Origin of the sequence: Pantoea sp. B_9, assembly GCF_008632015.1 — a bacterium.
GTDB lineage: Bacteria > Pseudomonadota > Gammaproteobacteria > Enterobacterales > Enterobacteriaceae > Pantoea > Pantoea dispersa.
The window spans coordinates 39780-62630 of record NZ_VWVL01000008.1; the positions used below are offsets into that span (position 1 = coordinate 39780).

Annotated in this window: 20 protein-coding genes; 14 read left to right on the forward strand and 6 right to left on the reverse strand. The window is 60.5% G+C overall.

Annotation, left to right across the window (positions count from 1 at the left end):
* Nucleotides 1-52 precede the first annotated feature (52 nt).
* Complete coding sequence (locus F3I21_RS19910) at nucleotides 53-850, forward strand: sugar phosphate isomerase/epimerase (RefSeq protein WP_150059615.1); 798 nt, start codon at nucleotides 53-55, stop codon at nucleotides 848-850.
* Here the strand turns inward: F3I21_RS19910 and F3I21_RS19915 are convergent.
* The 3 genes from F3I21_RS19915 to F3I21_RS19925 all read right to left on the reverse strand — a co-directional run bounded on the left by F3I21_RS19915 (nucleotide 847) and on the right by F3I21_RS19925 (nucleotide 3403).
* Nucleotides 847-1452 carry an alpha/beta hydrolase gene (locus F3I21_RS19915; RefSeq protein ID WP_058780232.1) on the reverse strand — a complete coding sequence of 202 codons (606 nt, stop codon included), beginning with the start codon at nucleotides 1450-1452 and terminating at the stop codon, nucleotides 847-849. The two genes, F3I21_RS19910 and F3I21_RS19915, sit on opposite strands and share 4 nt — an antisense overlap.
* An 11-nt stretch (nucleotides 1453-1463) precedes the next feature.
* Nucleotides 1464-2405, reverse strand: coding sequence for a glutathione S-transferase family protein (locus F3I21_RS19920; RefSeq protein WP_150059616.1), 942 nt, complete (start codon nucleotides 2403-2405; stop codon nucleotides 1464-1466).
* A 98-nt stretch (nucleotides 2406-2503) separates the two neighbouring features.
* The gene (locus F3I21_RS19925; RefSeq protein WP_058759361.1) at nucleotides 2504-3403 is read right to left on the reverse strand and encodes a LysR family transcriptional regulator; all 900 of its coding nucleotides are present in this window, start codon (nucleotides 3401-3403) and stop codon (nucleotides 2504-2506) included.
* A 185-nt stretch (nucleotides 3404-3588) separates the two neighbouring features.
* On the opposite strand from F3I21_RS19925, the gene F3I21_RS19930 reads away from it, so the two are divergent.
* Nucleotides 3589-4713, forward strand: coding sequence for a GNAT family N-acetyltransferase (locus F3I21_RS19930; protein ID WP_058775152.1), 1125 nt, complete (start codon nucleotides 3589-3591; stop codon nucleotides 4711-4713).
* Here F3I21_RS19930 and F3I21_RS19935 read toward each other — a convergent pair.
* Nucleotides 4710-6542: an ABC transporter ATP-binding protein gene (locus tag F3I21_RS19935; RefSeq protein ID WP_141496773.1), complete on the reverse strand. Its 1833-nt coding sequence runs from the start codon at nucleotides 6540-6542 to the stop codon at nucleotides 4710-4712. The genes F3I21_RS19930 and F3I21_RS19935 overlap by 4 nt on opposite strands.
* 63 nt (nucleotides 6543-6605) lie before the next feature.
* On the opposite strand from F3I21_RS19935, the gene F3I21_RS19940 reads away from it, so the two are divergent.
* The 3 genes from F3I21_RS19940 (at nucleotide 6606) to F3I21_RS19950 (ending at nucleotide 8362) form a co-directional block, all read left to right on the forward strand.
* The gene (locus F3I21_RS19940; protein WP_021507883.1) at nucleotides 6606-7100 is read left to right on the forward strand and encodes a GNAT family N-acetyltransferase; all 495 of its coding nucleotides are present in this window, start codon (nucleotides 6606-6608) and stop codon (nucleotides 7098-7100) included.
* A 106-nt stretch (nucleotides 7101-7206) separates the two neighbouring features.
* A complete protein-coding gene (locus tag F3I21_RS19945) occupies nucleotides 7207-8037 on the forward strand; it encodes an RNase A-like domain-containing protein (protein ID WP_150059668.1) in 831 nt (276 codons plus the stop codon).
* A gap of 1 nt (nucleotide 8038) precedes the next feature.
* A complete protein-coding gene (locus F3I21_RS19950; RefSeq protein ID WP_058759357.1) occupies nucleotides 8039-8362 on the forward strand; it encodes a contact-dependent growth inhibition system immunity protein in 324 nt (107 codons plus the stop codon).
* Nucleotides 8363-8503: 141 nt separating this feature from the next.
* Here F3I21_RS19950 and F3I21_RS19955 read toward each other — a convergent pair whose 3' ends face one another.
* A complete protein-coding gene (locus F3I21_RS19955) occupies nucleotides 8504-9418 on the reverse strand; it encodes a sugar ABC transporter substrate-binding protein (protein WP_021507882.1) in 915 nt (304 codons plus the stop codon).
* Nucleotides 9419-9853: 435 nt separating this feature from the next.
* On the opposite strand from F3I21_RS19955, the gene F3I21_RS19960 reads away from it, so the two are divergent.
* The 8 genes from F3I21_RS19960 to F3I21_RS19995 all read left to right on the forward strand — a co-directional run bounded on the left by F3I21_RS19960 (nucleotide 9854) and on the right by F3I21_RS19995 (nucleotide 20409).
* Complete coding sequence (locus tag F3I21_RS19960; RefSeq protein ID WP_150059617.1) at nucleotides 9854-11248, forward strand: MFS transporter; 1395 nt, start codon at nucleotides 9854-9856, stop codon at nucleotides 11246-11248.
* Between the two features lie 141 nt (nucleotides 11249-11389).
* Nucleotides 11390-12553 carry an HD-GYP domain-containing protein gene (locus F3I21_RS19965; protein WP_021507880.1) on the forward strand — a complete coding sequence of 388 codons (1164 nt, stop codon included), beginning with the start codon at nucleotides 11390-11392 and terminating at the stop codon, nucleotides 12551-12553.
* A 108-nt stretch (nucleotides 12554-12661) separates the two neighbouring features.
* Nucleotides 12662-12751 (forward strand): K(+)-transporting ATPase subunit F, encoded by a 90-nt coding sequence (gene kdpF, locus F3I21_RS19970; protein ID WP_021507879.1) that lies wholly within the window; start codon nucleotides 12662-12664, stop codon nucleotides 12749-12751.
* The gene (kdpA, locus tag F3I21_RS19975) at nucleotides 12751-14430 is read left to right on the forward strand and encodes a potassium-transporting ATPase subunit KdpA (RefSeq protein WP_088516523.1); all 1680 of its coding nucleotides are present in this window, start codon (nucleotides 12751-12753) and stop codon (nucleotides 14428-14430) included. Before kdpF ends, kdpA begins: the two co-directional genes overlap by 1 nt.
* A 7-nt stretch (nucleotides 14431-14437) precedes the next feature.
* Nucleotides 14438-16486 carry a potassium-transporting ATPase subunit KdpB gene (gene kdpB / locus F3I21_RS19980; RefSeq protein WP_150059618.1) on the forward strand — a complete coding sequence of 683 codons (2049 nt, stop codon included), beginning with the start codon at nucleotides 14438-14440 and terminating at the stop codon, nucleotides 16484-16486.
* An 11-nt stretch (nucleotides 16487-16497) separates the two neighbouring features.
* On the forward strand, nucleotides 16498-17070 hold the full coding sequence (kdpC, locus tag F3I21_RS19985; RefSeq protein WP_150059619.1) for a potassium-transporting ATPase subunit KdpC: 573 nt from the start codon (nucleotides 16498-16500) through the stop codon (nucleotides 17068-17070).
* A gap of 108 nt (nucleotides 17071-17178) precedes the next feature.
* Entirely contained in the window at nucleotides 17179-19854 is a 2676-nt protein-coding gene (gene kdpD, locus F3I21_RS19990) for a two-component system sensor histidine kinase KdpD (protein ID WP_150059620.1), read from the forward strand.
* Nucleotides 19855-19908: 54 nt separating this feature from the next.
* Complete coding sequence (locus F3I21_RS19995) at nucleotides 19909-20409, forward strand: TIGR00645 family protein (RefSeq protein ID WP_021507874.1); 501 nt, start codon at nucleotides 19909-19911, stop codon at nucleotides 20407-20409.
* A gap of 157 nt (nucleotides 20410-20566) precedes the next feature.
* Here the strand turns inward: F3I21_RS19995 and F3I21_RS20000 are convergent, their stop codons facing one another.
* The gene (locus F3I21_RS20000; RefSeq protein ID WP_132466546.1) at nucleotides 20567-21496 is read right to left on the reverse strand and encodes a LysR family transcriptional regulator; all 930 of its coding nucleotides are present in this window, start codon (nucleotides 21494-21496) and stop codon (nucleotides 20567-20569) included.
* Nucleotides 21497-21589: 93 nt separating this feature from the next.
* On the opposite strand from F3I21_RS20000, the gene F3I21_RS20005 reads away from it, so the two are divergent.
* Nucleotides 21590-22798, forward strand: coding sequence for an MFS transporter (locus F3I21_RS20005; protein WP_031279767.1), 1209 nt, complete (start codon nucleotides 21590-21592; stop codon nucleotides 22796-22798).
* The last annotated feature ends 53 nt before the right edge of the window (nucleotides 22799-22851 follow it).

Genomic DNA, 22851 nt, shown 5'->3' on the forward strand with positions numbered 1-22851 from the left:
GGTGGCGCACAGCCTCTGTCACCGCTTTATCCGGACGATTAAGGAGCTGTTGATGTCTGCAAACCCGAAATTCCTTAACCTGGTGCTGTTAAACGGTGAATCGGCGCATAAGCTGCAGGCGGCGCGTGCCGCTGGGTTCGATCAGGTTGAAATATGGCGGGAAGAGGTTACTGAGCACACGGCGGCGCTGGCCGCGCAGCTGAACCTGGGCTTTACCAATCTGCAGGTGCTGCGTGACTTTACCGGCGCGCCGGACAGCGAACGGCTGCAAAAGCGCGCCGAACTGCGTGATTTCATTCGCGTCGCGCAATCGCTGGGCTGCGATACCATTCAGGCGCCGGCAACCACGCGCGAAGACTGCGTTGCGGAGCGCATTGATGAAGATCTGCGCTGGCTGGCCTCGGAAGCCGCGCGCTATAACATGCGCATCATGTATGAACCGATGGCGTGGTGCAGCGTCGACAATACGCTGCCGCTGGCGTGGCAGCGTTTGCAGCGGCTGGATCAGCCCAATATCGGGCTGGTGGTCGATCTGTTCCACATCTGCGCACGCGGTGGCGATGCCTCTCAGCTCGACGGCATTCCGGCCGACCGCATTTATGAAGTGCAGCTGTGCGATATGGCGCAGATGCCACCGCAGGAAAAGCAGGCGCTGAGCGACTATGCGCGCCATCAGCGCTTACTGCCCGGCGACGGCATCATTGAAGTGGAACGCTTTGTCGATAAGCTGAAAAGTGCAGGCTATCGCGGTCCGGTGGGCATCGAAGTGTTTAACGATCGCCTCAAAGCACAGCCGCCGGAAGCGGCCGCGCGTCAGGCGTGGCAGGCGCTGCAGCGCTACTGGCCTTAATCCTGCAGGCACTGGGCGATGTAGGCCGCTGCCTGCATCGCGCCGTGGCTGGAAATGGTGTGACCGGTGACGGGTTCATACTGTGCGGTGACCGCGACGCCCGCGCTCTGCAGGCGCTGCGCGGCGGAGACGGTTTCGCTAAACGGGATGACCTCATCGGCTTTGCCGTGAATCAGCAGCGCGGAGGCATGCGGCGGCGGCGTGAGCGCCTCGTCAAAGGCCAGGCGACCGGAGAAGGCCACCACACCAGCCAGCGGATAGCGTCCGGAGGCCAGCGCATCCAGCGCCATGATCGAGCCCTGCGAGAATCCCACCAGAATCACCTTTTGCCACGCGCCGGCCATCGCGTGCTGCGCCATCAGCTGCTGCAGCGTGGCGTCAAAGGCGTCGCGCGCAGCCCGTACGCGTGCCGGACGGTTTTCCGGCGTGATGCCGGTCAGGCTGAACCACTGATAGCCCATGGCGTGTTCAAAGGGAAAGGGCGCATCGGGCGCGGCAAATGCCACGTCGGGCAGCAGCGCTGACCAGTGTTGCCCCAGCACCGCCAAATCCGCGCCATTACTGCCGACGCCATGTAAAAACACCACTAACGCTTTTGCCATTGCCCTGCTCCTTAAAAACCGTAGTCCGCCAAATCCGGTCCCGCTGGCACGATGCCGTTGGGATTCAGCGCTTTAATCGAATAATAGCCCTGTTTGATGTGGTCGATGTTCACCGTTTGCCGCACGCCGGAGACCGCCAGCACACTCTTCAGATAACGATCGAGCAGCGGGTAATCGCGCAGGCGGCGCAGGTTGCATTTGAACAGGCCGTGATAGGCGACGTCAAAGCGTATCAGGGTCACGAACAGGCGGATATCGGCCTCGGTCAGTCGTTCACCCAGCAGAAAAGTGCGGCCATCTTTCAGCCGTTGCTCCAGCTCATCAAGCTGCTCAAATACTTCATTAAACGCCTGCTGATAGCTCACCTGGGTGGTGGCGAAACCGGTGCGATAAACGCCGTTATTGAGACGCGGATAGATCGTTGCGTTCAGCGCGTCGATCTCCGGGCGCAGATCCTCAGGGTAGAGATCGAGCCGGTTGTCTGCCAGATCGCCAAAGCCGCTGTTGAACATGCGCAGAATATCCGCCGACTCATTGTTAACGATGGTCTGGGTTTTTTTATCCCACAGCACCGGCACGGTGGCGCGCCCGGTAAAGTCGGCGTCGGTGCGGGTATACAGCTGGTGGAGATACTCAGCGTTGTTCAGCGGGTCGCGATCGGCACCGGGATAATCGCCGAAGCGCCAGCCCTGCGCGCCAAGCTGCGGCTCAACCACCGACACGCTGACAATCTGCTCCAGCCCTTTCAGGCTGCGCGCAATGAGCGTGCGCGAGGCCCACGGGCAGATCAGCGCGACGTACAGATGATAGCGATCCGGCTCGGCGGCAAATTCGCTGCTGCCATCGGCGCTGATCCAGTGACGAAAGCTGGAAGTCTGGCGTACAAAGCCACCCTGTTTATCGGTGGCCTGAACCGGATGCCACTCTGCGCTCCACTTACCGTTTACCAACATCGCTCTGCTCCTCTGAAGTGATGTCAGCAGCTTACCCTGCTGCCGTTATGCTGATAATCCGGGCAAAACGGCTTTGATTGTTTCCAGAATGGAAGGAATCAGCCGGGCGGATGCAGGCGGAAGTGCTCGGCCAGAAAGTCGATCAGCAGGCGGGTTTTCTGCGCCAGGTGGCGCGCGGGCGGATACAGAGCAAACAGGCCCATGGCTGGCGGCGCAAAGTCCTCCAGCAGCGTGACGATTTCGCCTCGCTGCAGCGCCGGTGCAGCGATAAAACCGGGCAGACGCGCAATGCCGAGGCCGGCCAGCGCCGCCTGCAGGCAGGCTTCGGTGTTGGAGAAGCACAGGCGGCCGCGAATCGGCATGCTGACGCTGTCGCCGCACGGCGTGACGAACGGCCAGTGCCACGGATCGCGAAAGTTGGTGTCGCTGATGCACTGATGCGTCGCCAGGTCGCGCCAGTGCTGCGGCGTGCCGTGCTGCAGCAGATATCCGGGCGCGGCGGCGAGGCGAATCGGCACCTCGCCCAGACGGCGCGCAATCAGGCTGCTGTCGTCCAGCTTGCCGATGCGGATCGCCATATCGAAGCCTTCATCGACGATATTCACGGCGCGGTCGGAGAAGTTGACGTCCAGCTCAATCAGCGGATAGTGACGCGCGAACGCCACCAGCACGCTGGCCAGCACCGCGGTGCCGAAGGTGCCGGGTGCGCTAATCTTCAGGCGGCCGGTGGGTGAGCGGGCATTTTCCTGCACCGTGGCATCCAGCGCGTCGAACGCCTCCAGCAGGGTTTTCACCCGCTCGTAATAGGCGCGGCCGATCTCGGTGGGCGACAGTGCCCGTGTGCTGCGCTTGAACAGCTGCACGCCAAGTTGCTGCTCCAGACGCGACACCAGCTTTGACGCCTGGCCGCTGCTGGTGCCGAGCCGGGCGGCGGCACCGGCAAAACTTCCGACTTCGAGTACGGCGACAAACATGCGATCACAATCAAGACGATCCATGGCATTTCCTGCAAGGGAAAAGGGTGAGTATACACAGACGACGTGAAAAATCGTGGCACGGGCCGCGACAGCAATGTGCGCAGCATGGCGCAACGACCCGCTTTACATTCAGTGCGCCGCACCTTTCGCACGGCGGCAAAACCTGCTGAACTAGGCGTTCGCCTTAAGCTGGCCGGGAGCCACCAATGCCTTTGCTTCACCTGTCATCGCTGGCGGAGATCACCGCTGCCGAATGGGATGCGCTGTTACCTGACAATCAACCTTTTTTGCGTCACGCCTTCCTGCTCGCGCTGGAAGAGAGTGGCAGCGTGCGCGCGGAAAACGGCTGGCAGCCGGATCATCTGCTGTGGCGCGAAGACGGCAGGCTGCGGGCAGCGCTGCCGGGCTACCGTAAACGCAACTCGTGGGGCGAATATGTGTTCGATCACGCGTGGGCCGATGCCTGCCAGCGTGCCGGTATCGCCTATTACCCCAAATGGCTCGGCGCCATTCCGTTCAGCCCGGTGACCGGCGCGCGGCTGCTGGGCGACGAGACGGCGATTATCCCGATGCTGGAGGCGCTACCCGATGCGTTGCAGCGGCACGGCTTAAGCGGGGCGCATATCAACTTCACCACGCCGCACGCCAACGCGCTGCTGGCAACCCAGCCGGACTGGCTGGCGCGCCTCGGCGTGCAGTATCACTGGCACAATCGCGGCTACCGCGATTTTCACGACTTTCTCGACACGCTGATGTCGCGCAAACGCAAGCAGCTACGCAAAGAGCGCGAACAGGTGGCCAGCAGCGGCTTTGCGTTTAACTGGTATCGCGGCGATGAGCTGCGTGAAGATCAGTGGGATTTTGTGTATACCTGCTACGCCAACACCTACGCGGTGCGCGGCCAGCGACCTTATCTGACGCGCTCCTTCTTCAGCCTGCTAGCGGAGCGGATGCCGCAGGCGATTCGCGTGGTGATCGCCACGCTACAGCAGCAGCCCGCCGCCATGGCCTTCTGTCTGGTGGATGACGACACGCTGTATGGCCGCTACTGGGGCTGTCTGGCGGAGTTTGACCGGCTGCACTTCGAGACCTGTTTCTACCAGGGCATGGATTTCGCCATCGCCGAAGGGCTGCAGCGCTTTGATGCCGGTGCGCAGGGCGAGCATAAGCTGGTGCGCGGCTTTGAACCGCAACTCACCCACTCCTGGCACTATCTGTGCCATCCGGGGCTGCGTGATGCGGTCGGGGATTTTCTGCAGCAGGAGCGGGCAGGGGTACGCGCCTGGGCACAGGAAGCGCGCGACGCCCTGCCTTACCGGCGCGGCGATTAATCGACGCCGACAAATCCGCCGGTCTGATGCTGCCACAGGCGCGCGTACAGCCCGCCGTGCGCCAGCAGTTCGCGATGGTTACCCATCTCAACAATGCCGCCGTTCTCCAGCACCACCAGCCGGTCCATTTTCGCGATGGTCGACAGGCGATGGGCGATGGCGATCACCGTTTTGCCCTGCATCAGCGTCTCCAGGCTCTCCTGAATCGCCGCTTCCACTTCCGAGTCGAGCGCCGACGTGGCTTCATCCATGATCAGAACCGGCGCATCTTTCAGCAGCACGCGGGCGATGGCAATACGCTGGCGCTGGCCGCCAGAGAGTTTGACGCCGCGCTCGCCGACGTGCGCATCCAGCCCGGTGCGGCCCTGCGGATCGGAGAGCAGCGGGATAAACTCGTCGGCGCGGGCGCGCACAATCGCCGCCTGCAGCTCGGCTTCGCTGGCATCCGGGCGACCGTACAGCAGGTTTTCGCGAATCGAGCGGTGCAGCAGCGACGTATCCTGGGTGATCATACCAATCTGACTGCGCAGGCTCGCCTGCGTGACCTGCGCGATGTCCTGATCGTCAATCAGAATGCGCCCGCCGTTGATGTCATACAGCCGCAGCAGCAGGTTCACGAGGGTCGATTTACCGGCGCCGGAGGGGCCAATCAGACCGATTTTCTCGCCAGGCTTGATGTTGAGATTCAGGCGGTTAATCACCTGGCGGCCGCCGCCGTAGTCAAAACGCACATCCTCAAAGCGGATCTGGCCGCGCGTCACCTGCAGCTTTTTCGCCTGCGGCGCATCCTGCACGCTGAGCGGTTGCGCAATGGTATTCAGGCCATCCTGCACCATGCCGATGTTTTCGAAGATGCCGTTCACCACCCACATGATCCAGCCGGACATGTTCACCAGGCGAATCACCAGCCCGGTGGCCAGCGCGATGGCGCCTACGCTGATCAGCGACTGGCTCCACAGCCACAGCGCGAGGCCGGAGGTGCTGACAATCAGCAGGCCATTGAGCGTCGACAGCGTGATATCCATGCTGGTCACCATGCGGCTGGCATGCTGGGTTTTGTCGGTCTGTTCCTGAATGGCGTCGCGCGCGTAGCGTTTTTCCAGATCGTTATGGGCAAACAGTTTCAGGGTAGCGATGTTGGTGTAACCGTCAACGATGGTGCCCATCAGCTTAGAGCGCGCCTCGGATGACACCACCGAGCGCTGCTTAACGCGCGGCACAAAGAAGCGCAGCGACAGGCTGTACGCCACAATCCAGACGATCAGCGGAATCATCAGGCGCCAGTCGGCTTCCGCGAACAGCACCAGTGAGGTCACGGCGTAAATCACTACGTGCCAGATGGCATCCACCAGCTGAACCGCCGAGTCACGCAGCGAGTTACCGGTTTGCATGATGCGCTGGGCGATACGGCCGGCAAAATCGTTCTGGAAGAAATTGAGGCTCTGCCGCAGCACATAGTTGTGATGCTGCCAGCGAATCATGCTGGTCATGCTGGGGTTAATGCTTTGATGCACCAGCATATCGTGCAGCGCGATCACCACCGGCCGCAGCACCAGCGCCACCGCCGCCATCCACAGCAGAATCGGCCAGTTATCGCTGAACAGCGTAGCGGGCGTGGTGTGATTGACCAGATCGATAATACGGCTGAGGTAGCTGAACAGCGCCACTTCGATCAGCGCCTGCGCCAGCCCGACAATCAGCAGCGCGACAAAACTTGGCCACACCTGACGCAGATAATAGAGGTAAAACGGCCACACGCTGGCGGGTGGGGAATCGGTGGGGGCATCCTGAAAAATATTGATAAAACGTTCAAAACGACGATACAACATAAGGCCACTCTTTCCGATCGGTGAGAGTTAACAGCTTAGTGCAACTGAACAGGGATTATCGACATGGATTTGCAGATTCGCGGACGCGAACCGGGCGATGCCGCCGCCTATCAACGTTTATACAGTCATCCCGAGGTGTATCGCTGGACCACGCAGCTGCCGTTTCCCAGCGTCGCCACCTGGCAGAAAAAATTCGAGCGTATGGACAGCGAAGGCTATATCGGTTTTGTGGCGGAAATCGACGGGCAGATGGTGGGCGAGCTGACGCTGTTTACCGAACAGCGGCCGCGTACGCGTCACAGCATCAGTTTTGGTATTGGCGTCGATCCGGCGTTTAGCGGTCGTGGCATCGGCGAGCGGCTGATCCGCACGGGTATCGACTATGCCTTTAACTGGCTGGGCGTGATTCGCGTTGAGCTGGAAGTGTTTCACGACAACCAGCGCGCGCTGCGTCTGTATCAGCGCCTGGGCTTTGAGCAGGAAGGCGTGAAGCGCAAAGCCTGCCTGCGCGAGGGCGAGTACCACGACATTATCGTCATGGCGATACTGCGCGAGTGATGGTTGCGGTCGTAAACCCACTGTAATGAATCAAAGAGTAAACATCGTGATGCTGTCGCACTACTGATTGGCCAAAATGGAATTTTTTCAAACGGAGATGCGTTTTATGGATGAAAATGATGGATTGAAAATTGCTGTATCGCCTGTGCACATGGCGGCTGTGCTATCAGACAAAAATATCAGCGAAGGAGAAACACTCAGCAATCGTCTTTTTGGTGGACTGGGACTTATCGGTGGTGTGGCAGAAATGTTCGGTGCTGGTGCTATGTGCGTGGTTCCAGAACCCACGATGTTGACCAAAGCTGGTTGTATTGTTGTCGGTACACATGGACTTGATACCATACAGGCCTCATTACGACAGGTCTGGACAGGTCGCAATGTCAGCACTGATACGTATCATTCAGCCGTGAAGCTCGCAAAAACCTTAGGGGCGGATAGCCAAACCGCCCTACATGTAGGCATGACGGTGGATGTTGCGATTCCCATGAGTTTCGCGTTTGCGGCAGGAGCCGTGCGCGTTGCTGCTGTTCGCTCTGGTCGCATCAACCTGGCGGTTCATGAAGCGCTAGCGGGCAGCACTGGCGGACACACGCTTGAACGCCATATTGGTAAAACAGCTGAAGAGTTAGTTGCCAGGCTGGAACGCAGGCCCTCTCTTTACGCGACCAGTAGCTTCAGGACAGTGAATGAGGCGGAGCAGCTAATTAGTCAGGTAATCAGGGACAATAGCCACCAGATAGAAATGTGGGTAAAACATCTCCCTCCCGGAATGAATGCCAAAATGGAGCTGGAGAGAATTTTTGCCACTCAGACAGGTATCATGATTCGTCGTGGTTCCCCGGACGTTATTCGCTGCTATAGGGTTCGGCTGGTGCTTCGTTTTGAGCAGTGGCATGGAAAACCCTATTTTATTCTTACTGCGTTTCCTAAGGCCTGACATGAACCGTTCAAATTTCAATGAGCTAGGCTGTTTCATTACGATATATTTTGGTCAGGACTATGACCTTATAGATGATAGTGATGAAATCGAGCCAAAAATTGATGCGTTTTTACGCAACGAGCATCCCGCCAGTTGGCAGGGGCTAGCGGCGGATATTGATCTTTTTTTGAGTGAAAGTTCGGATCCAGAAACGACATTCGAAGCGTATTTTCAGGACGAGTTTGATCCTCATTTATGGGGCACCACTGCTGTCGATTTTCTGCATAGGGTACGCACAAACCTACGCAAAGCGCTGGCTGAACAATCCGATCAGCTCAGCTAAGACTGCTGGAAGTGGCCCCACCATCTGAACTACGAATAAGGTCGCCATAAATGGCGACCCTACAGGTAGCCCGTAGGGTGCGCATTGATGCGCACCAGGCAGCTCAGCTCGCCATAATCGCGCCCCGGCAGTGTCCGCCTGCTACTGGCTGCGCTCGACGTATTTTTGCATATTCTCTTTGGTCACCAGCTCGAACGGGATCCACACGTGTGAAGCCACTTTCTCGCCTTTAATCAGCTTCTGCGCCACGTCTACCGAGGTTTTACCCTGACCGATGGCGTCCTGAAACACTGTCACCTGCATCTTATCCTGCGCCAGAGCCTTCAGGCCGTCCGGCGTGGCGTCGATGCCGCCCACCAGAATCTTTTTATTGCTCTTTGCCAGCGCCATTGCCGCACCAATCGCCATCTCATCGTTATTGGCCGCGACGATATCGATCGCTTCACCGTTGCCAATCCAGTTGAGCATCAGGTCCATGCCTTCGTTGCGCGCATAGTTTGCTGGCTGCTTCTGTACCACTTTCATGCCCGGGTATTTCGCCACCACCTGCTCGACATCTTTGGTGCGCTGCAGCGCGCCGGCATCGGTCAGGTTGCCGATCATGATCGCCACGTTACCTTTATAATTCGCCAGTTTAGCCAGCGCCTCCATTTGCAGCGTGCCGGATTCGCGTTCGTCCGAACCAACAAACACCACGCCGGGCGGCAGGGTTTTATCGCCTGGCGTGCGGTTGACGTACACCAGCGGAATTTTCGCCTGCTGCGCCAGTCGGGTCAGCTGTGGTGTGCTGGCAGAATCCACCGGATCGACGATGATGGCATCCACGCCTGCGCTGATAAAACTTTGCACCTGGTCGGTCTGGCGGCCGACGTCGCCGCGCGCATCTTCAAACTGGGCATCCAGCCCGCGCGCTTTGGCTTCTTTATCAATGGCATGACGAATAATGGTAAGGAAGTTCTGGTCAAAATAGGCCATCGACACGCCGATCTTCTCCGCCAGCGCGGAAGCAGAACTGGTCAGCAGGCCAAGTAACAGTATCGCCTTGAGGGTTTTCATCGCAGACTCCAGAGTAAGCTGTTTATTAGAATAAATTTTTCATTGGTGTTGAAAATGGCTCAATGAAATCATTTTCAGCCTACGAGCCGGCAGCAGAGCTGGCAATCTGCTGCTTCGTAATTTGCTGTGCAGCGCACAATTTGCCCGACGCGCATGGATGCTTTGCCTGCTCATAGTGATCGCGCAAACTCTTTTCTCAGCGCTGGCGCACATTCCGCGGCGAAAGCCAGCACGGATTAAAGATTTTGTGCGCTACCGCACCCGGCTTTGTGTCAGCGACCAAAACCCGCGCCGTTTCGCCGCGCGGATTCCTTCATTCGCACAATGACCAGAGCAACACTGGCTTTCTATAGTTGCTGAACAGGGAAATCTGCGCGGTATTCCTGACCATCATCGCTTCGGGGCAGGATGCTCCTCCATCAAGGAATTCAGCCTATGTTGCAACGCAAAAACCGCAGCCAGAACAGCCACGTGCGTATCTGGATCCTTTGCCTGATTCTGTTCCTGTCAGTGGTCGCTTATGCCGATCGCTCGATCCTGTCGATCTCCGGCTCGGCGATCAAACAGGAGTTTGGCCTGTCGGCGATCCAGCTCGGCCTGATCCTTTCGGCCTTCAGCTGGGCGTATGTCATCGGCCAGATCCCCGGCGGATTGATTCTCGATCGCTTCGGCACCAAAAAGGTCTACGGCCTGACGCTGGCGCTGTGGTCGGTTTCGACCCTGCTGATGGGATTTGTCGGTGAGTTTTCCAGTGGCATGACCATGGCGCTGACGCTGATGTTTGCGCTGCGCTTCGCGCTGGGCCTGATTGAGGCGCCGAGCTTTCCCGCCAACGCCCGCGCAGTGATCATGTGGTTCCCGGGCGCAGAGCGCGGACGCGCATCGTCGCTGTTTGCCTCGGCACAATACTTTGCCGTGGCGATATTCTCACCGCTTTCCGGCTGGCTGGTGTCGCGTTATGGCTGGGAATGGCCATTCTTTGTGCTTGGCGGCATCGGCGTGCTGGCGGTGTTTGTCTGGGCGGGCTATATGCGCAGCCCGCGTCAGCATCCGCACGTTTCCGCCAGCGAGTTGCATTACATTGAACAGGGTGGCGCGCTGGTGGATATCGACGCCACACACAAGCTGCGCGCACGGCCGCCGGTCAGCAAAGCGATGTTCAAAACATTGCTCACCAACCGCATGCTGTGGTGCGCCTACCTCGGCCAGTATTGCACCATCGCGCTTAGCTACTTCTTCATTACCTGGTTCCCGATCTATCTGGTGCAGGCGCGCGGCATGAACATTCTGGATGCCGGTTTCGCCACCATTGCACCGGCGCTGTTTGGCTTTCTGGGCGGTATCAGCGGTGGCTATATCTCAGATAAGCTGCTGGCGCGCGGCTGGAGCCTGTCGTGGGCGCGCAAAACGCCGTACATCGTTGGCATGCTGATGGCCGCCTCGCTGATTCTGGCGGCGGTGATCCCTTCCAACGCCGGCATTATCGCCATCATGTCGTTTGCCTTCTTCGGCAAAGGCGTGGCGGCGGGCGCAGGCACCTGGACCGTGGTCAGCGATACGGCACCCAAAGAGGCGGTTGGCCTCGCCGGCGCGATCTTCAACGGCATCGGCAACATGGCAGGATTTATTACGCCGCTGTTGTTTGGCGTGATCGTTGGCCTGACCGGCAGCTACAGCATTGGCCTGGTGTTCGTCGGCGCGCACTGTGTCGTCGCGGCACTGCTGTTCCTGCTGGTGATGGGCCCGATTGAACGCGTAGGCGATCGGCACAACGCTGCCGTTGCCACAGAAGAGAAAACGGCGCAAAAGGCTGGCATTAAAGTGGCTTAATGCACTGCGCGGTAGCGGCGCAATTTATTGCGCTATGCATAAACGTTCCTGCCTGACCCGACCAGTCACGCCGCCCTGAAGATTTTTTGCTCAGCTGCCGATATCACTCCTTACCATCCACTGATATTAAGGAGCGATATCGTGATAAAGCTGATTACCGTTGACGAGCTGCGGCCAGGCATGTTTATCCACAAGCTTGAGGTCTGGTGGATCAAGGACAAACGCATTCGCAACCAGATGCTGATCACCGATAAGCGTCAGATCGCCCTGATCCGTAACGAGGGGATCCAGCAGGTATGGATCGATCCCGAGCGGTCGGTGCGCGCGCCTGCCACGCCGCAGCCGAAAAAAGACATTCCGCAGACGCCGTTTTTCCGCGAGATGGATCAGGCGCAGTGCATCTTCAACCAGGGCAAGCCGCAGGTGCTGGCGATGTTCAACGAAGCGCGCATGGGGCAGGGCCTCGATCTTGCCTTTACCCTTGAGCTGGTCGATGAAATTGCCGGATCGATTACCCGCGAGCCAACCGCGCTGCTCAGCGTGGCGCGGCTGAAAAATCATGATGATTACACTTACCTGCACTCCATGGCGGTGTGCGGTCTGATGATTTCGCTGGGCAAGAAAATGGGGCTGGATGAGCAGCAGCTGCGTCGCGTGGGCATGGGCGGATTGCTGCATGACGTCGGTAAAGCCGCGGTGCCGCTGACCATCCTCAACAAGCCGGATAAGCTCACCGACGAAGAGTTTACGATTATGCGCCAGCATCCGATCGTCGGTGCGCAAATGCTGATGGAAGCCCACGCGGATGAAGATTTGCTGGATATTGCGCTGCATCACCATGAAAAATTCGATGGCAGCGGCTATCCGCACCGGCTGCAGGGCGAAGAGATCTCGCTCTACGCACGCATGGCGGCGGTGTGTGACGTCTACGACGCGGTGACCTCCGATCGCCCGTATCGCAAAGGCTGGACGCCGGCGGAGGCGATGCACAATATGCTGAGCTGGCGCGGCCACTTTGACAGTGCGCTGCTGCACGCGTTTGTGCGCACCATCGGTATTTATCCGGTGGGCTCGCTGGTACGGCTGGCCTCCGGGCGTGTGGCGCTGGTGGTGCAGGCCGGGGAAAAATCGCTGCTGAAGCCCAAAGTGCATGTGTTCTGGTCGCTGCATTCGCAGCGCGAGGTCAAACCGGAAGCGCTGGACCTCGGCGACAGCTTCTGCACCGATACCATCACTGGCGCTGAGGACAGCGGCTTGTGGCACAACGTTGACCTGAATCGCATCTGGGCGCTGGAAAGCGCCTGATCTGTCCGCGTTTTTATACTTTCTTTACGCCCGCTCTGCGCCTTTTTACCCCTTCTTTATGCCGCGCCGCGCATGCTTGCTGCACTACAAAATCCTCTGGAGGTTGCTGTGAGTGTGGGCGTGATAGCCGGCATCGTGCTGGTATTTTTATTACTGGGCTACCTGATTTATGCCCTGCTTAATGCGGAGGCATTCTGATGGCGGCGAATGCGTTTTTACTGATTGCGTGCTATCTGCTGGTGCTGATGGTGCTGGCGCAGCCGCTGGGCCGCTTGCTGGCGCTGATGGTGGCGGATAAGCCCCTGCTGGCACGCAGTGAACGCGTGCTGTGGCGTCTGGCCGGCGTTGACGGCGCGGCGATGCGCTGGCCGCACTATCTGCTGGCCATCCTGCTGTTTAACGCGCTCGGCTTTGTGCTGCTGCTGGCGATGCTGATGGGGCAGGGCGCGCTGCCGCTCAATCCTCAGCATCTGCCTGGCCTGAGCTGGGATCTGGCGCTCAATACGGCGATCAGTTTTGTCACCAACACTAACTGGCAGGCGTACGCGGGCGAGAGCACGCTGAGTTACTTCAGCCAGATGGCGGGCTTAACGGTGCAAAACTTCCTCTCGGCGGCAACCGGTATTGCGGTGGCGTTTGCGCTGATGCGCGGTTTTGCCAACCGTTCGCTGGAAACGCTCGGCAACGCCTGGCGCGACCTGACGCGTATCACCGTCTACGTGCTGTTACCGATTAGCCTGCTGATGGCGCTGTTCTTTGTCAGCCAGGGCAGCATTCAGAACTTTGAACCCTATCATGCCTTCACCACGCTGGAAGGCGCGCAGCAAACGCTGCCGCTCGGGCCGGTAGCCTCGCAGGAAGCGATCAAAATGCTCGGCACCAACGGCGGCGGTTTCTTCAACGCCAACTCGGCGCATCCGTTTGAAAACCCGACGGCACTGACCAACTTTGTGCAGATGCTGAGCATCTTCCTGATCCCGGCCGCGCTGTGTTTTGCCTTTGGTCAGCAGCTGGGCGATCGCCGTCAGGGCCATATGCTGCTGTGGGCCATGAGCATCATGTTTGTGCTGGCGGTAGTCGCGGTGATGTGGGCTGAGCTGCGCGGCAATCCGCACTTTCTGACCCTGGGCGCCGATAGCGCGATCAACATGGAAGGCAAGGAGACACGCTTCGGCATTCTCAACTCCAGCCTGTTTGCGGTGATCACCACCGCGGCGTCGTGCGGTGCGGTAAACGCCATGCATGACTCCTTCACTGCGCTGGGCGGCATGGTGCCGATGTGGCTGATGCAGCTGGGCGAAGTGGTGTTCGGCGGCGTCGGTGCCGGCTTATACGGCATGCTGCTGTTCGTGCTGCTCGGGGTGTTTATCGCCGGTCTGATGATTGGCCGTACGCCGGAGTACATGGGCAAAAAGATCGATGTGTGGGAGATGAAAATGACCGCGCTGGCGATTCTGGTGACGCCGACGCTGGTGCTGCTGGGTACTGCGCTGGCGATGATGACCGAAGCCGGACGCGCCGGTATGGCCAACCCTGGCATTCACGGCTTCAGCGAGGTGCTGTATGCGGTGTCGTCGGCGGCCAACAACAACGGCAGCGCCTTCGCCGGTCTCAGCGCCAACACCCCGTTCTGGAACCTGCTGCTGGGCTTCTGCATGCTGGTCGGCCGCTTCGGCATCATCATTCCGGTGCTGGCCATTGCCGGTTCGCTGGCGGCGAAGAAAATTCAGCCGGTGGGCAATGGCACGCTGCCGACTCACGGCCCGCTGTTTATCGCACTGCTGGTGGGCACCGTACTGCTGGTGGGTGCGCTGACCTTCGTTCCCGCGCTGGCGCTTGGCCCGGTGGCGGAACATCTGCAACTTATTCAGGGATAACGGAATCATGAGTCGTCAAAAACTGGCGCTGTTTGATGCGGCGCTGACGCGCACCGCGATGCTGGATGCGGTGAAAAAACTCGATCCGCGCGTACAGTTTCGCAACCCGGTGATGTTTCTGGTGTGGATCGGCAGCGTGCTCACCTCGCTGCTGGCCATCGGTATGGCGGCGGGGCAGCTGAACGGCAGCGCCGGCTTTACCGCGGCGGTCGCCATCTGGCTGTGGTTTACCGTGCTGTTCGCTAACTTCGCCGAAGCACTGGCGGAAGGGCGCAGCAAGGCGCAGGCCAACAGCCTGAAAGGGGTGAACAAGCACAGCGATGCGAAGAAACTGGCGGAACCGTTTCACGGTGCGCAGTGGCGGCCGGTGGCGGCCGATACGCTGCGCAAAGGCGATGTGGTGCTGGTGGAAGCCGGTGACATCATCCCGTGCGACGGTGAAGTGCTGGAGGGCGGCGCGTCAGTGGATGAGAGCGCCATTACCGGCGAATCGGCACCGGTGATTCGTGAATCCGGCGGGGATTTTGCCTCGGTGACCGGCGGGACGCGCATCCTGTCGGACTGGCTGGTGATTCAGTGCAGCGTCAATCCGGGCGAAACCTTCCTCGACCGCATGATCGCCATGGTGGAAGGCGCCAAACGCCGCAAAACGCCCAACGAAATCGCCCTGACCATCCTGCTGGTGTCGCTGACCATTGTGTTCCTGCTGGCGACCGCTACGCTGTGGCCGTTTTCCGCCTGGGGCGGCACGCCGGTTAGCGTGACGGTGCTGGTGGCGCTGCTGGTTTGCCTGATTCCCACCACCATCGGCGGACTGCTGTCGGCGATTGGCGTGGCGGGCATGAGCCGCATGCTGGGAGCCAACGTGATTGCCACCAGCGGGCGCGCCGTGGAGGCCGCCGGTGACGTGGATGTGCTGATGCTGGACAAAACCGGCACCATCACGCTCGGTAACCGCCAGGCGACGCAGTTCCTGCCTGCGCCGGGCGTCAGCGAGCAGCAACTGGCCGACGCGGCGCAGCTGGCATCGCTGGCCGATGAGACGCCGGAAGGGCGCAGCATCGTGGTGCTGGCGAAGCAGAAATTTAACCTGCGCGAACGCGATCTCAGCAGCATGGGCGCCAGCTTTATCCCGTTCTCCGCGCAGACGCGCATGAGCGGCGTCAACGTACAGGATCGCCTGATCCGCAAAGGCGCGGTGGACGCGGTACGCCGTCATATTGAAGCCAGCCACGGCAGCTTCCCGGCTGAGGTTAATGCCCGGGTGGAAGAGGTGGCGCGCGCCGGCGGTACGCCGCTGGTGGTGGCTGAAGGCGCGCAGGTGCTGGGCGTGGTGGCGTTGAAGGACATCGTTAAAGGCGGCATCAAGGAGCGTTTCGCCGAGCTGCGCAAGATGGGCATCAAAACGGTGATGATCACCGGTGATAATCCGTTAACCGCCGCGGCGATTGCGGCGGAAGCCGGTGTCGATGACTTCCTGTCGGAAGCGACGCCGGAAGCCAAGCTGGCGCTGATTCGTCAGTATCAGGCGGAAGGGCGCCTGGTGGCAATGACCGGCGACGGCACCAACGATGCGCCCGCGCTGGCGCAGGCCGACGTGGCGGTGGCGATGAACTCCGGCACCCAGGCGGCGAAAGAGGCGGGCAACATGGTCGATCTTGACTCCAACCCGACCAAACTGCTGGAAGTGGTGCACATCGGCAAACAGATGCTGATGACGCGCGGTTCGCTTACCACCTTCAGTATCGCCAACGATGTGGCGAAATACTTCGCCATCATCCCGGCGGCGTTTGCCGTGACCTATCCGCAGCTCAATATGCTGAACGTGATGGCGTTGCATTCACCGGCCTCGGCGATTCTGTCGGCGGTGATCTTTAACGCGCTGGTAATTGTGTTTTTGATTCCGCTGGCGCTGAAAGGCGTGAGCTATCGGCCGATGAGCGCGGCAGCGCTGCTGCGCCGCAATCTGTGGATTTATGGCGTAGGCGGTTTAGTGGTGCCGTTTATTGGCATTAAAGCGATCGACCTGCTGCTGACGCTGTCGGGCCTGGTGTAAGGAGAAGAGAAATGAGTCAGTTACGTCCGGCTATAGTATTGTTAATCCTGCTTACCCTGCTGACCGGCGCGGTCTATCCGCTGCTGACCACCGGCCTGGCGCAGTGGTGGTTTCCGTCGCAGGCCAACGGTTCGCTGATTGAGCGCGACGGCGCGGTGCGCGGCTCAGAGCAGATCGGTCAGGCGTTCAGCCAGCCGGGCCACTTCTGGGGCCGTCCATCGGCCACCAGCGACGTGCCGTACAACGCGCAGGCATCAGGCGGCAGCAACCTTGCCGCCAGTAATCCGGCGCTGGATAAAGCGGTGGCGGAGCGGGTGGCTGCGCTGCGCGCTGCCAATCCACAGGCGCCGGCAGCGGTGCCGGTGGAGCTGGTGACCGCTTCAGGCAGCGGCCTGGATCCGGATATCTCCCCTGAAGCCGCGCTGTGGCAGGCACCGCGCGTTGCGGCAGCGCGCAACATGACGCTGAAAGACGTCGAGGCGCTGATTGCGCGCAACACCGAGCGCCCGCTGCTGCCGTTTATCGGCGAAGAAACGGTGAACGTGCTGCGGCTGAATATGGCACTGGATGATTTGCAGGGATAGTTTCAAACCGCGCGAAGAATCGCGCCGCTACAAAAATGTGCACATACCGTAGCGGCGCAATTTATTGCGCAATGCCACATTGGTGCACGCGATAAAAATGGACCTCGCATGAACGACGAATTACCGCGCCCCGATCCCGATGCCCTGCTGCTCAATCACAGCGACAGCCATCGCGGTAAACTGAAAATCTACTTCGGCGCCTGTGCGGGCGTAGGGAAAACCTACGCCATGCTGCAGGAGGCGCAGCGCCTGCGGGCGCAGGGGCTGGACGTGCTGGCTGGCGTGGTAGAAACCCACGGCCGTGAAGAGACCGCCGCGCTGCTGCAGGGGCTGGCGGTGCTGGCGCGGCGCGCCACCGGTCGGTCGCGCCATGCGGAATTCGACCTCGATGCCGCGCTGGCGCGCCATCCGGCGGTGATCCTGATGGATGAACTGGCGCACACCAACGTGCAGGGCTCGCGCCATCCCAAGCGCTGGCAGGACATTGAAGAGCTGCTGGATGCCGGTATCGACGTGATTACCACCGTCAACGTGCAGCATCTGGAGAGCCTGAATGACGTGGTAGGCGGCGTCACCGGCATTCAGGTGCGCGAAACCGTACCCGATCCCTTTTTCGACAGCGCCGACGAAGTGGTGCTGGTGGATCTGCCGCCGGACGATCTGCGTCAGCGGCTGAAAGAGGGCAAAGTGTATGTCGGCGACCGCGCCGAGCGCGCCATCGAAAATTTCTTCCGCAAAGGCAACCTGTTCGCGCTGCGTGAACTGGCGCTGCGCCGCACGGCCGACCGGGTAGACGATCAGATGCGCGCCTGGCGCGATCAGCAGGGGCGCGACAAAGTGTGGCACACGCGCGACGCGATTCTGCTGTGCATCGGTGACGACACCGGCAGTGAAAAGCTGGTACGCACCGCCGCCCGTCTTGCTGCCCGTCTCGGCAGCGAGTGGCATGCGGTGTATGTGGAAACGCCGCGCCTCAACCGACTGCCGGAAGCGCAGAGGCGCGCCATTCTGCGCACGCTGCAGCTGGCGCAGGAGCTGGGCGCGGAAACCGCCACGCTGTCCGACCCGGACGAGGCGCGCGCGGTGCTGCGCTATGCGCGCGAGCACAATCTCGGCAAAATTGTTACCGGCCGGCAGCCGCAGCGGCGCTGGCGACGCGACAGCTTTGCCCAGCGTCTCGGCGAGCTGGGGCCGGAGCTCGACCTGCTGGTAGTGGCGCTGGATGAGCCGGTGCGCGATGTGCCAGCGGCCCTGAGCGGCCAGCGTGCCAGCAGCGAGAAATGGCGGCTGCACCTGCGCGGATGTCTGATGGCGATCGCGCTGTGCGTGCTGGTGACGCTGATTGGTCGCTGGTGGCTGGTGGAGTTTGATACCGCCAACGCGGTAATGATCTATCTGCTGGCGGTGGTGCTGGTGGCGCTGCGCTTTGGCCGCTGGCCGTCGGTATTCGCCACGGTAATCAATATTCTGGCCTTCGACCTGGTGTTTGTGGCCCCCACCGGCACGGTGGCGGTATCGGATCTGCAATACCTGGTGACCTTTGCGGTGATGCTGGCGGTCGGGGTGATTGTCGGCAATCTCACCGCCGGCGTGCGCTATCAGGCGCGGGTGGCGCGCTACCGTGAACAGCGCGCGCGCCATCTGTATGAGATGGCGAAATCGCTTGGCAGCGCGCTGACGCCGCAGGATATCGCTGCTACCAGCCAGCGCGTCATTGAGGTGACGCTGCAGGCGCGCAGCCAGCTGCTGCTGCCCGACGAACAGGGTGAGCTGCAGTCGGCGGGTGAAAGCACCATCGGGACGCCGCCCGACCTCGGCATCGCCAAATGGAGCTACAGCAAAGGGCAACCGGCCGGTGCCGGCACCGATACGTTACCGGCGGTGCCGTACCAGATTCTGCCGCTGAAAAGCGGGGCACACTGCCGCGGCCTGCTGGTGGTTGAGCCGGACAACCTGCGCCAGCTGATGATTCCCGAACAGCAGCGGCTGGTGGAGACCTTTACGGTGCTGATTGCCAACGCGCTGGAACGCATGGCGTTGTCGCACAGCGAAGCCGCGTCACGGCTGGCCGCCGAGCGCGAGCAGCTGCGTAATGCGCTGCTGTCGGCGCTGTCCCACGATCTGCGCACGCCGCTGACGGTGCTGTTTGGCCAGGCTGAGATGCTGATGCTGGACCTCGCCAGCGAACAGTCAAAATACGTTGGCCAGGCCAATCAGATTCGCGAACAGACGCTGAGCACCATCCGGCTGGTGAGCAACATGCTGGACATGGCGCGCATTCAGTCCGGCGGGCTGAACCTGCGCGAAGAGTGGGTGGCGCTGGACGAGGTGATTGGCGGCGCGCTAAGCAGCATGGGACCGTCGCTGAAAGGGCACGACTTCACGCTGGATTTACCGCCGGAGCTGGTGCTGATCAAAGGCGACAGCGCGATGCTGGAGCGGGTGTTTACTAACCTGATCGAAAACAGCCTGAAGTATGCCGGCAATGCCGCGCAGCACGGCATTCGTGCCTGGCGCGATAAAACCCGGCTGGAGATCGCCGTATGGGATAACGGACCGGGCATTGCGCCGGAGAATCTGACGCGCATTTTTGACAAGTTTGCCCGCGGCGACAAGGAGTCGGCCGTGCCGGGCGTCGGGCTGGGGCTGGCCATCAGCAAAACCATTATTGAGTCGCATCGCGGACGCATCTGGGCGGAAAACCGGCCGCAGGGCGGGGCGGTGTTTCGCCTGTCGCTGCCGCTGCCGGCCGCGCCTGAAATTTCTGAAGAAGCACTGAAATAACTTCACATAAGTTCGGTTATACTCGATGGCTTGTCTGTTGATAAATGGGAACTTATGGAACGTTTTACCGAAAACCTGATGTATGCATCGCGCTGGCTGCTGGCACCGGTTTACATTGGACTTTCGCTGGGGCTGCTGGCGCTGACGGTTAAATTTTTTCAGGAAATTTTTCACCTGCTGCCCAACATTCTCAGCATCGCGGAAAACGATCTGATTCTGCTGCTGCTGTCGCTGGTGGACATGACGCTGGTCGGTGGCCTGCTGGTCATGGTGATGCTGTCCGGCTATGAGAACTTTGTCTCCAAGCTGGATATCGATGAAAGCAAAGAGAAGCTGAGCTGGCTCGGCAAGATGGATTCCGGCTCGCTGAAAAACAAAGTGGCAGCTTCGATTGTGGCGATCTCATCGATTCACCTGCTGCGTATTTTTATGGATGCGCGCAACGTCGCCAACGAAAAGCTGATGTGGTACGTGATCATCCACCTGACCTTCGTGCTGTCGGCCTTTGTGATGGGCTGGCTGGATAATATGTCGAAGGTTGAAAAGAAATCGTGACCTTTACGCACGAGCTGACCGATTACATCAGGTGCGCATCAATGCGCACCCTGTAAAAACCGCAGTGCCCCGTAGGGTCGCCATTCATGGCGACCTGGCCAGTTGCCAGGTGCGCATGAATGCGCACCCTACAAAAACCCGAATGGCGACCTGGCCCTTACCGCACCGGCTGCGTGCCGGTCAGCTGCGGCATCACGTCCCTGATCATCGCGAAAAAATGCTGCAGGCGGGCCGGATAATAACTGGCCCACGGGTAGGTCAGCCACACCGGCAGCGGCGGCGCCTGCCACTCGGGCACCAGCTGCACCAGCGCGCCGCTGGCTAAATCCTCCTGCACCACCCATGACGACACAATCGCGGCGCCCATGCCCGCCAGCGCGGCTTTACGCACCGCGTACAGGCTATCGCTGGCGAGGCGCGGGGCAATCGCCAGGTTGATCGGCTGGCCGTCGCTGAGACGCTGCAGCGCAATTTCGTTACGATAAAAACTGGTCAGCGCCAGCCACGGCAGCTGCGTCAGCTGGGTAACCTCTTTCACCGGCGCATGAGCCGCCAGCAGCGCCGGTGCCGCAACGACAAAGCGCGGCACTTCCGCCAGCAGCACCGCCACCACCGACGGATCGGTGGGCGCGCCGACCTGAATGGCGCAGTCAACGTTTTCACTGACAAAGTCCGGCGTGCGGTCGTTGAGCATCCACTCCACTGCCAGGCGCGGATAGCGCTGCAGATAATCCATCAGCGGTGCAATCAACTGATCCTGACCAAATGCATGCGGCGCACGCACGCGCAGGGTGCCGATCGGGTCGTCATTCGCGCCGGTTAACTCATCTTCCAGCGCGTGCCAGGTCGCCACCAGCTGCCGCGCCTGGGCATAGCAGCGCTCTCCGTCATCGGTGAGTTTCAGCGCATGGGTGGTGCGTAAAATTAGTTTCAGGCCGAGCCGCTGTTCCAGCGCCTGCAGACGGCGACTCACGGTGGGCTGGGTGGTGCCGAGCTGCGCCGCGGCCGCCGACAGCGAGCCGCTTTCAACAATGCGGATAAACGTCTGCATCAGTTCGATGCGGTCAACGCTGGTGAGTGTGCTCATACGTACCATGCATAACAGTTCTGTGTCGTAGCAGTCTACCGCGTATGGCCGCAACGCGCTTTAATAAGCGCATCATCACGGGGGAAAACCACTATGTCTGCCATGTCTCAATCTTCTGCCATGCCTGCTGAAAAGCTGCCGGCACCGCTGGTGTTTACGCTGGCGGCCGGTGCCGGTCTCAGCGTGGCATCGATTTACTACAGCCAGCCGATGCTGGATATCATCAGTAAACAGTTCAATGTGGGCATTGGCAGCGTTGGTATGGTACCGATGCTGACCCAGGCCGGTTACGCGCTGGGGATTCTGCTGCTGGCCCCGCTCGGTGACCGCCACGATCGCCGCACCATCATTCTGGTTAAAGGCTTGCTGCTGGTCGCCGCGCTGCTGCTGTGTGGCTTTTCCGGCGGCATCAATGCGTTGCTGATCGCCAGCTTTGTTACCGGATTAACCGCTACCGTGGCGCAGGACATAGTGCCGGCGTCGGCGGCGCTGGCTCCGGAGCGCAGCCGCGGCAAAACCGTCGGCACGGTGATGACCGGGTTGCTGGTCGGCATTCTGCTGTCGCGCGTGGTGAGCGGCGTGGTGGCGGAGTATCTGGGCTGGCGCACCATGTACATGATGGCGGCGGCGGCGGTGCTGCTGAGCAGTCTGGCGCTGTGGCGCGCGCTGCCGCGTTTTACGCCGGGCACCACGGTGAGCTATCCGCGTCTGCTGCTGTCGCTGGCGCATCTGTGGCAGCATCACCAGACGCTGCGCCGTGCGGCGCTGGCGCAGGGCCTGCTGTCGGTAAGTTTCAGCGCCTTCTGGTCTACCCTGGCGCTGATGCTGAGCGATCGCTTCCATCTCGACAGCGCCGTGGCAGGGGCCTTCGGTCTGGCCGGTGCCGCCGGGGCGCTGGCCGCGCCACTGGCGGGCAGTTTTGCCGACCGCATCGGCCCGGCGCGTGTCACCCAGTATGGCGCCACGCTGGTGATGGTGTCGTTTGCGCTGATGTTCCTGCTGCCGGTACTGCCGGTGCCGGCGCAGCTCGGCCTGATTATCCTCAGCACCATCGGCTTTGACCTTGGCGTGCAGGCCACGCTGGTGGCGCATCAGACGCTGGTCTACAGCCTGGCGCCGGAAGCGCGCAGCCGCCTCAATGCGCTGATGTTCACCGTGGTGTTTATTGGTATGGCGACCGGCGCGGCGCTCGGCAGCCTGGCGCTGGCCCATTTCGGCTGGAATGGCGTGGTCAGCCTTGCGACGGCTGCCGCTGTGCTTGCGCTGCTGATTCGTCTCGCCAGTCGCCATCTGCAAAACTAATTCACGATCCTGTGCCAGGCTTAAAGGAGAATGTTATTTAAAAACGGAGCGTT

Excerpts from the sequence above, each read along its gene's own strand:
- F3I21_RS19955 (WP_021507882.1), bottom strand. The coding sequence starts at position 9,418 with ATGAAAACCCTCAAGGCGATACTGTTACTTGGCCTGCTGACCAGTTCT.
- kdpB (WP_150059618.1), top strand. The coding sequence starts at position 14,438 with ATGAGTCGTCAAAAACTGGCGCTGTTTGATGCGGCGCTGACGCGCACC.
- kdpA (WP_088516523.1), top strand. The coding sequence starts at position 12,751 with ATGGCGGCGAATGCGTTTTTACTGATTGCGTGCTATCTGCTGGTGCTG.
- F3I21_RS19950 (WP_058759357.1), top strand. The coding sequence starts at position 8,039 with ATGAACCGTTCAAATTTCAATGAGCTAGGCTGTTTCATTACGATATAT.
- F3I21_RS20000 (WP_132466546.1), bottom strand. The coding sequence starts at position 21,496 with ATGAGCACACTCACCAGCGTTGACCGCATCGAACTGATGCAGACGTTT.
- kdpD (WP_150059620.1), top strand. The coding sequence starts at position 17,179 with ATGAACGACGAATTACCGCGCCCCGATCCCGATGCCCTGCTGCTCAAT.
- F3I21_RS19945 (WP_150059668.1), top strand. The coding sequence starts at position 7,207 with ATGGATGAAAATGATGGATTGAAAATTGCTGTATCGCCTGTGCACATG.
- F3I21_RS19960 (WP_150059617.1), top strand. The coding sequence starts at position 9,854 with ATGTTGCAACGCAAAAACCGCAGCCAGAACAGCCACGTGCGTATCTGG.
- kdpC (WP_150059619.1), top strand. The coding sequence starts at position 16,498 with ATGAGTCAGTTACGTCCGGCTATAGTATTGTTAATCCTGCTTACCCTG.
- F3I21_RS19915 (WP_058780232.1), bottom strand. The coding sequence starts at position 1,452 with ATGGCAAAAGCGTTAGTGGTGTTTTTACATGGCGTCGGCAGTAATGGC.
- F3I21_RS19930 (WP_058775152.1), top strand. The coding sequence starts at position 3,589 with ATGCCTTTGCTTCACCTGTCATCGCTGGCGGAGATCACCGCTGCCGAA.
- F3I21_RS19925 (WP_058759361.1), bottom strand. The coding sequence starts at position 3,403 with ATGGATCGTCTTGATTGTGATCGCATGTTTGTCGCCGTACTCGAAGTC.
- F3I21_RS19935 (WP_141496773.1), bottom strand. The coding sequence starts at position 6,542 with ATGTTGTATCGTCGTTTTGAACGTTTTATCAATATTTTTCAGGATGCC.
- F3I21_RS19910 (WP_150059615.1), top strand. The coding sequence starts at position 53 with ATGTCTGCAAACCCGAAATTCCTTAACCTGGTGCTGTTAAACGGTGAA.
- F3I21_RS19920 (WP_150059616.1), bottom strand. The coding sequence starts at position 2,405 with ATGTTGGTAAACGGTAAGTGGAGCGCAGAGTGGCATCCGGTTCAGGCC.
- F3I21_RS19995 (WP_021507874.1), top strand. The coding sequence starts at position 19,909 with ATGGAACGTTTTACCGAAAACCTGATGTATGCATCGCGCTGGCTGCTG.
- F3I21_RS20005 (WP_031279767.1), top strand. The coding sequence starts at position 21,590 with ATGTCTGCCATGTCTCAATCTTCTGCCATGCCTGCTGAAAAGCTGCCG.
- F3I21_RS19940 (WP_021507883.1), top strand. The coding sequence starts at position 6,606 with ATGGATTTGCAGATTCGCGGACGCGAACCGGGCGATGCCGCCGCCTAT.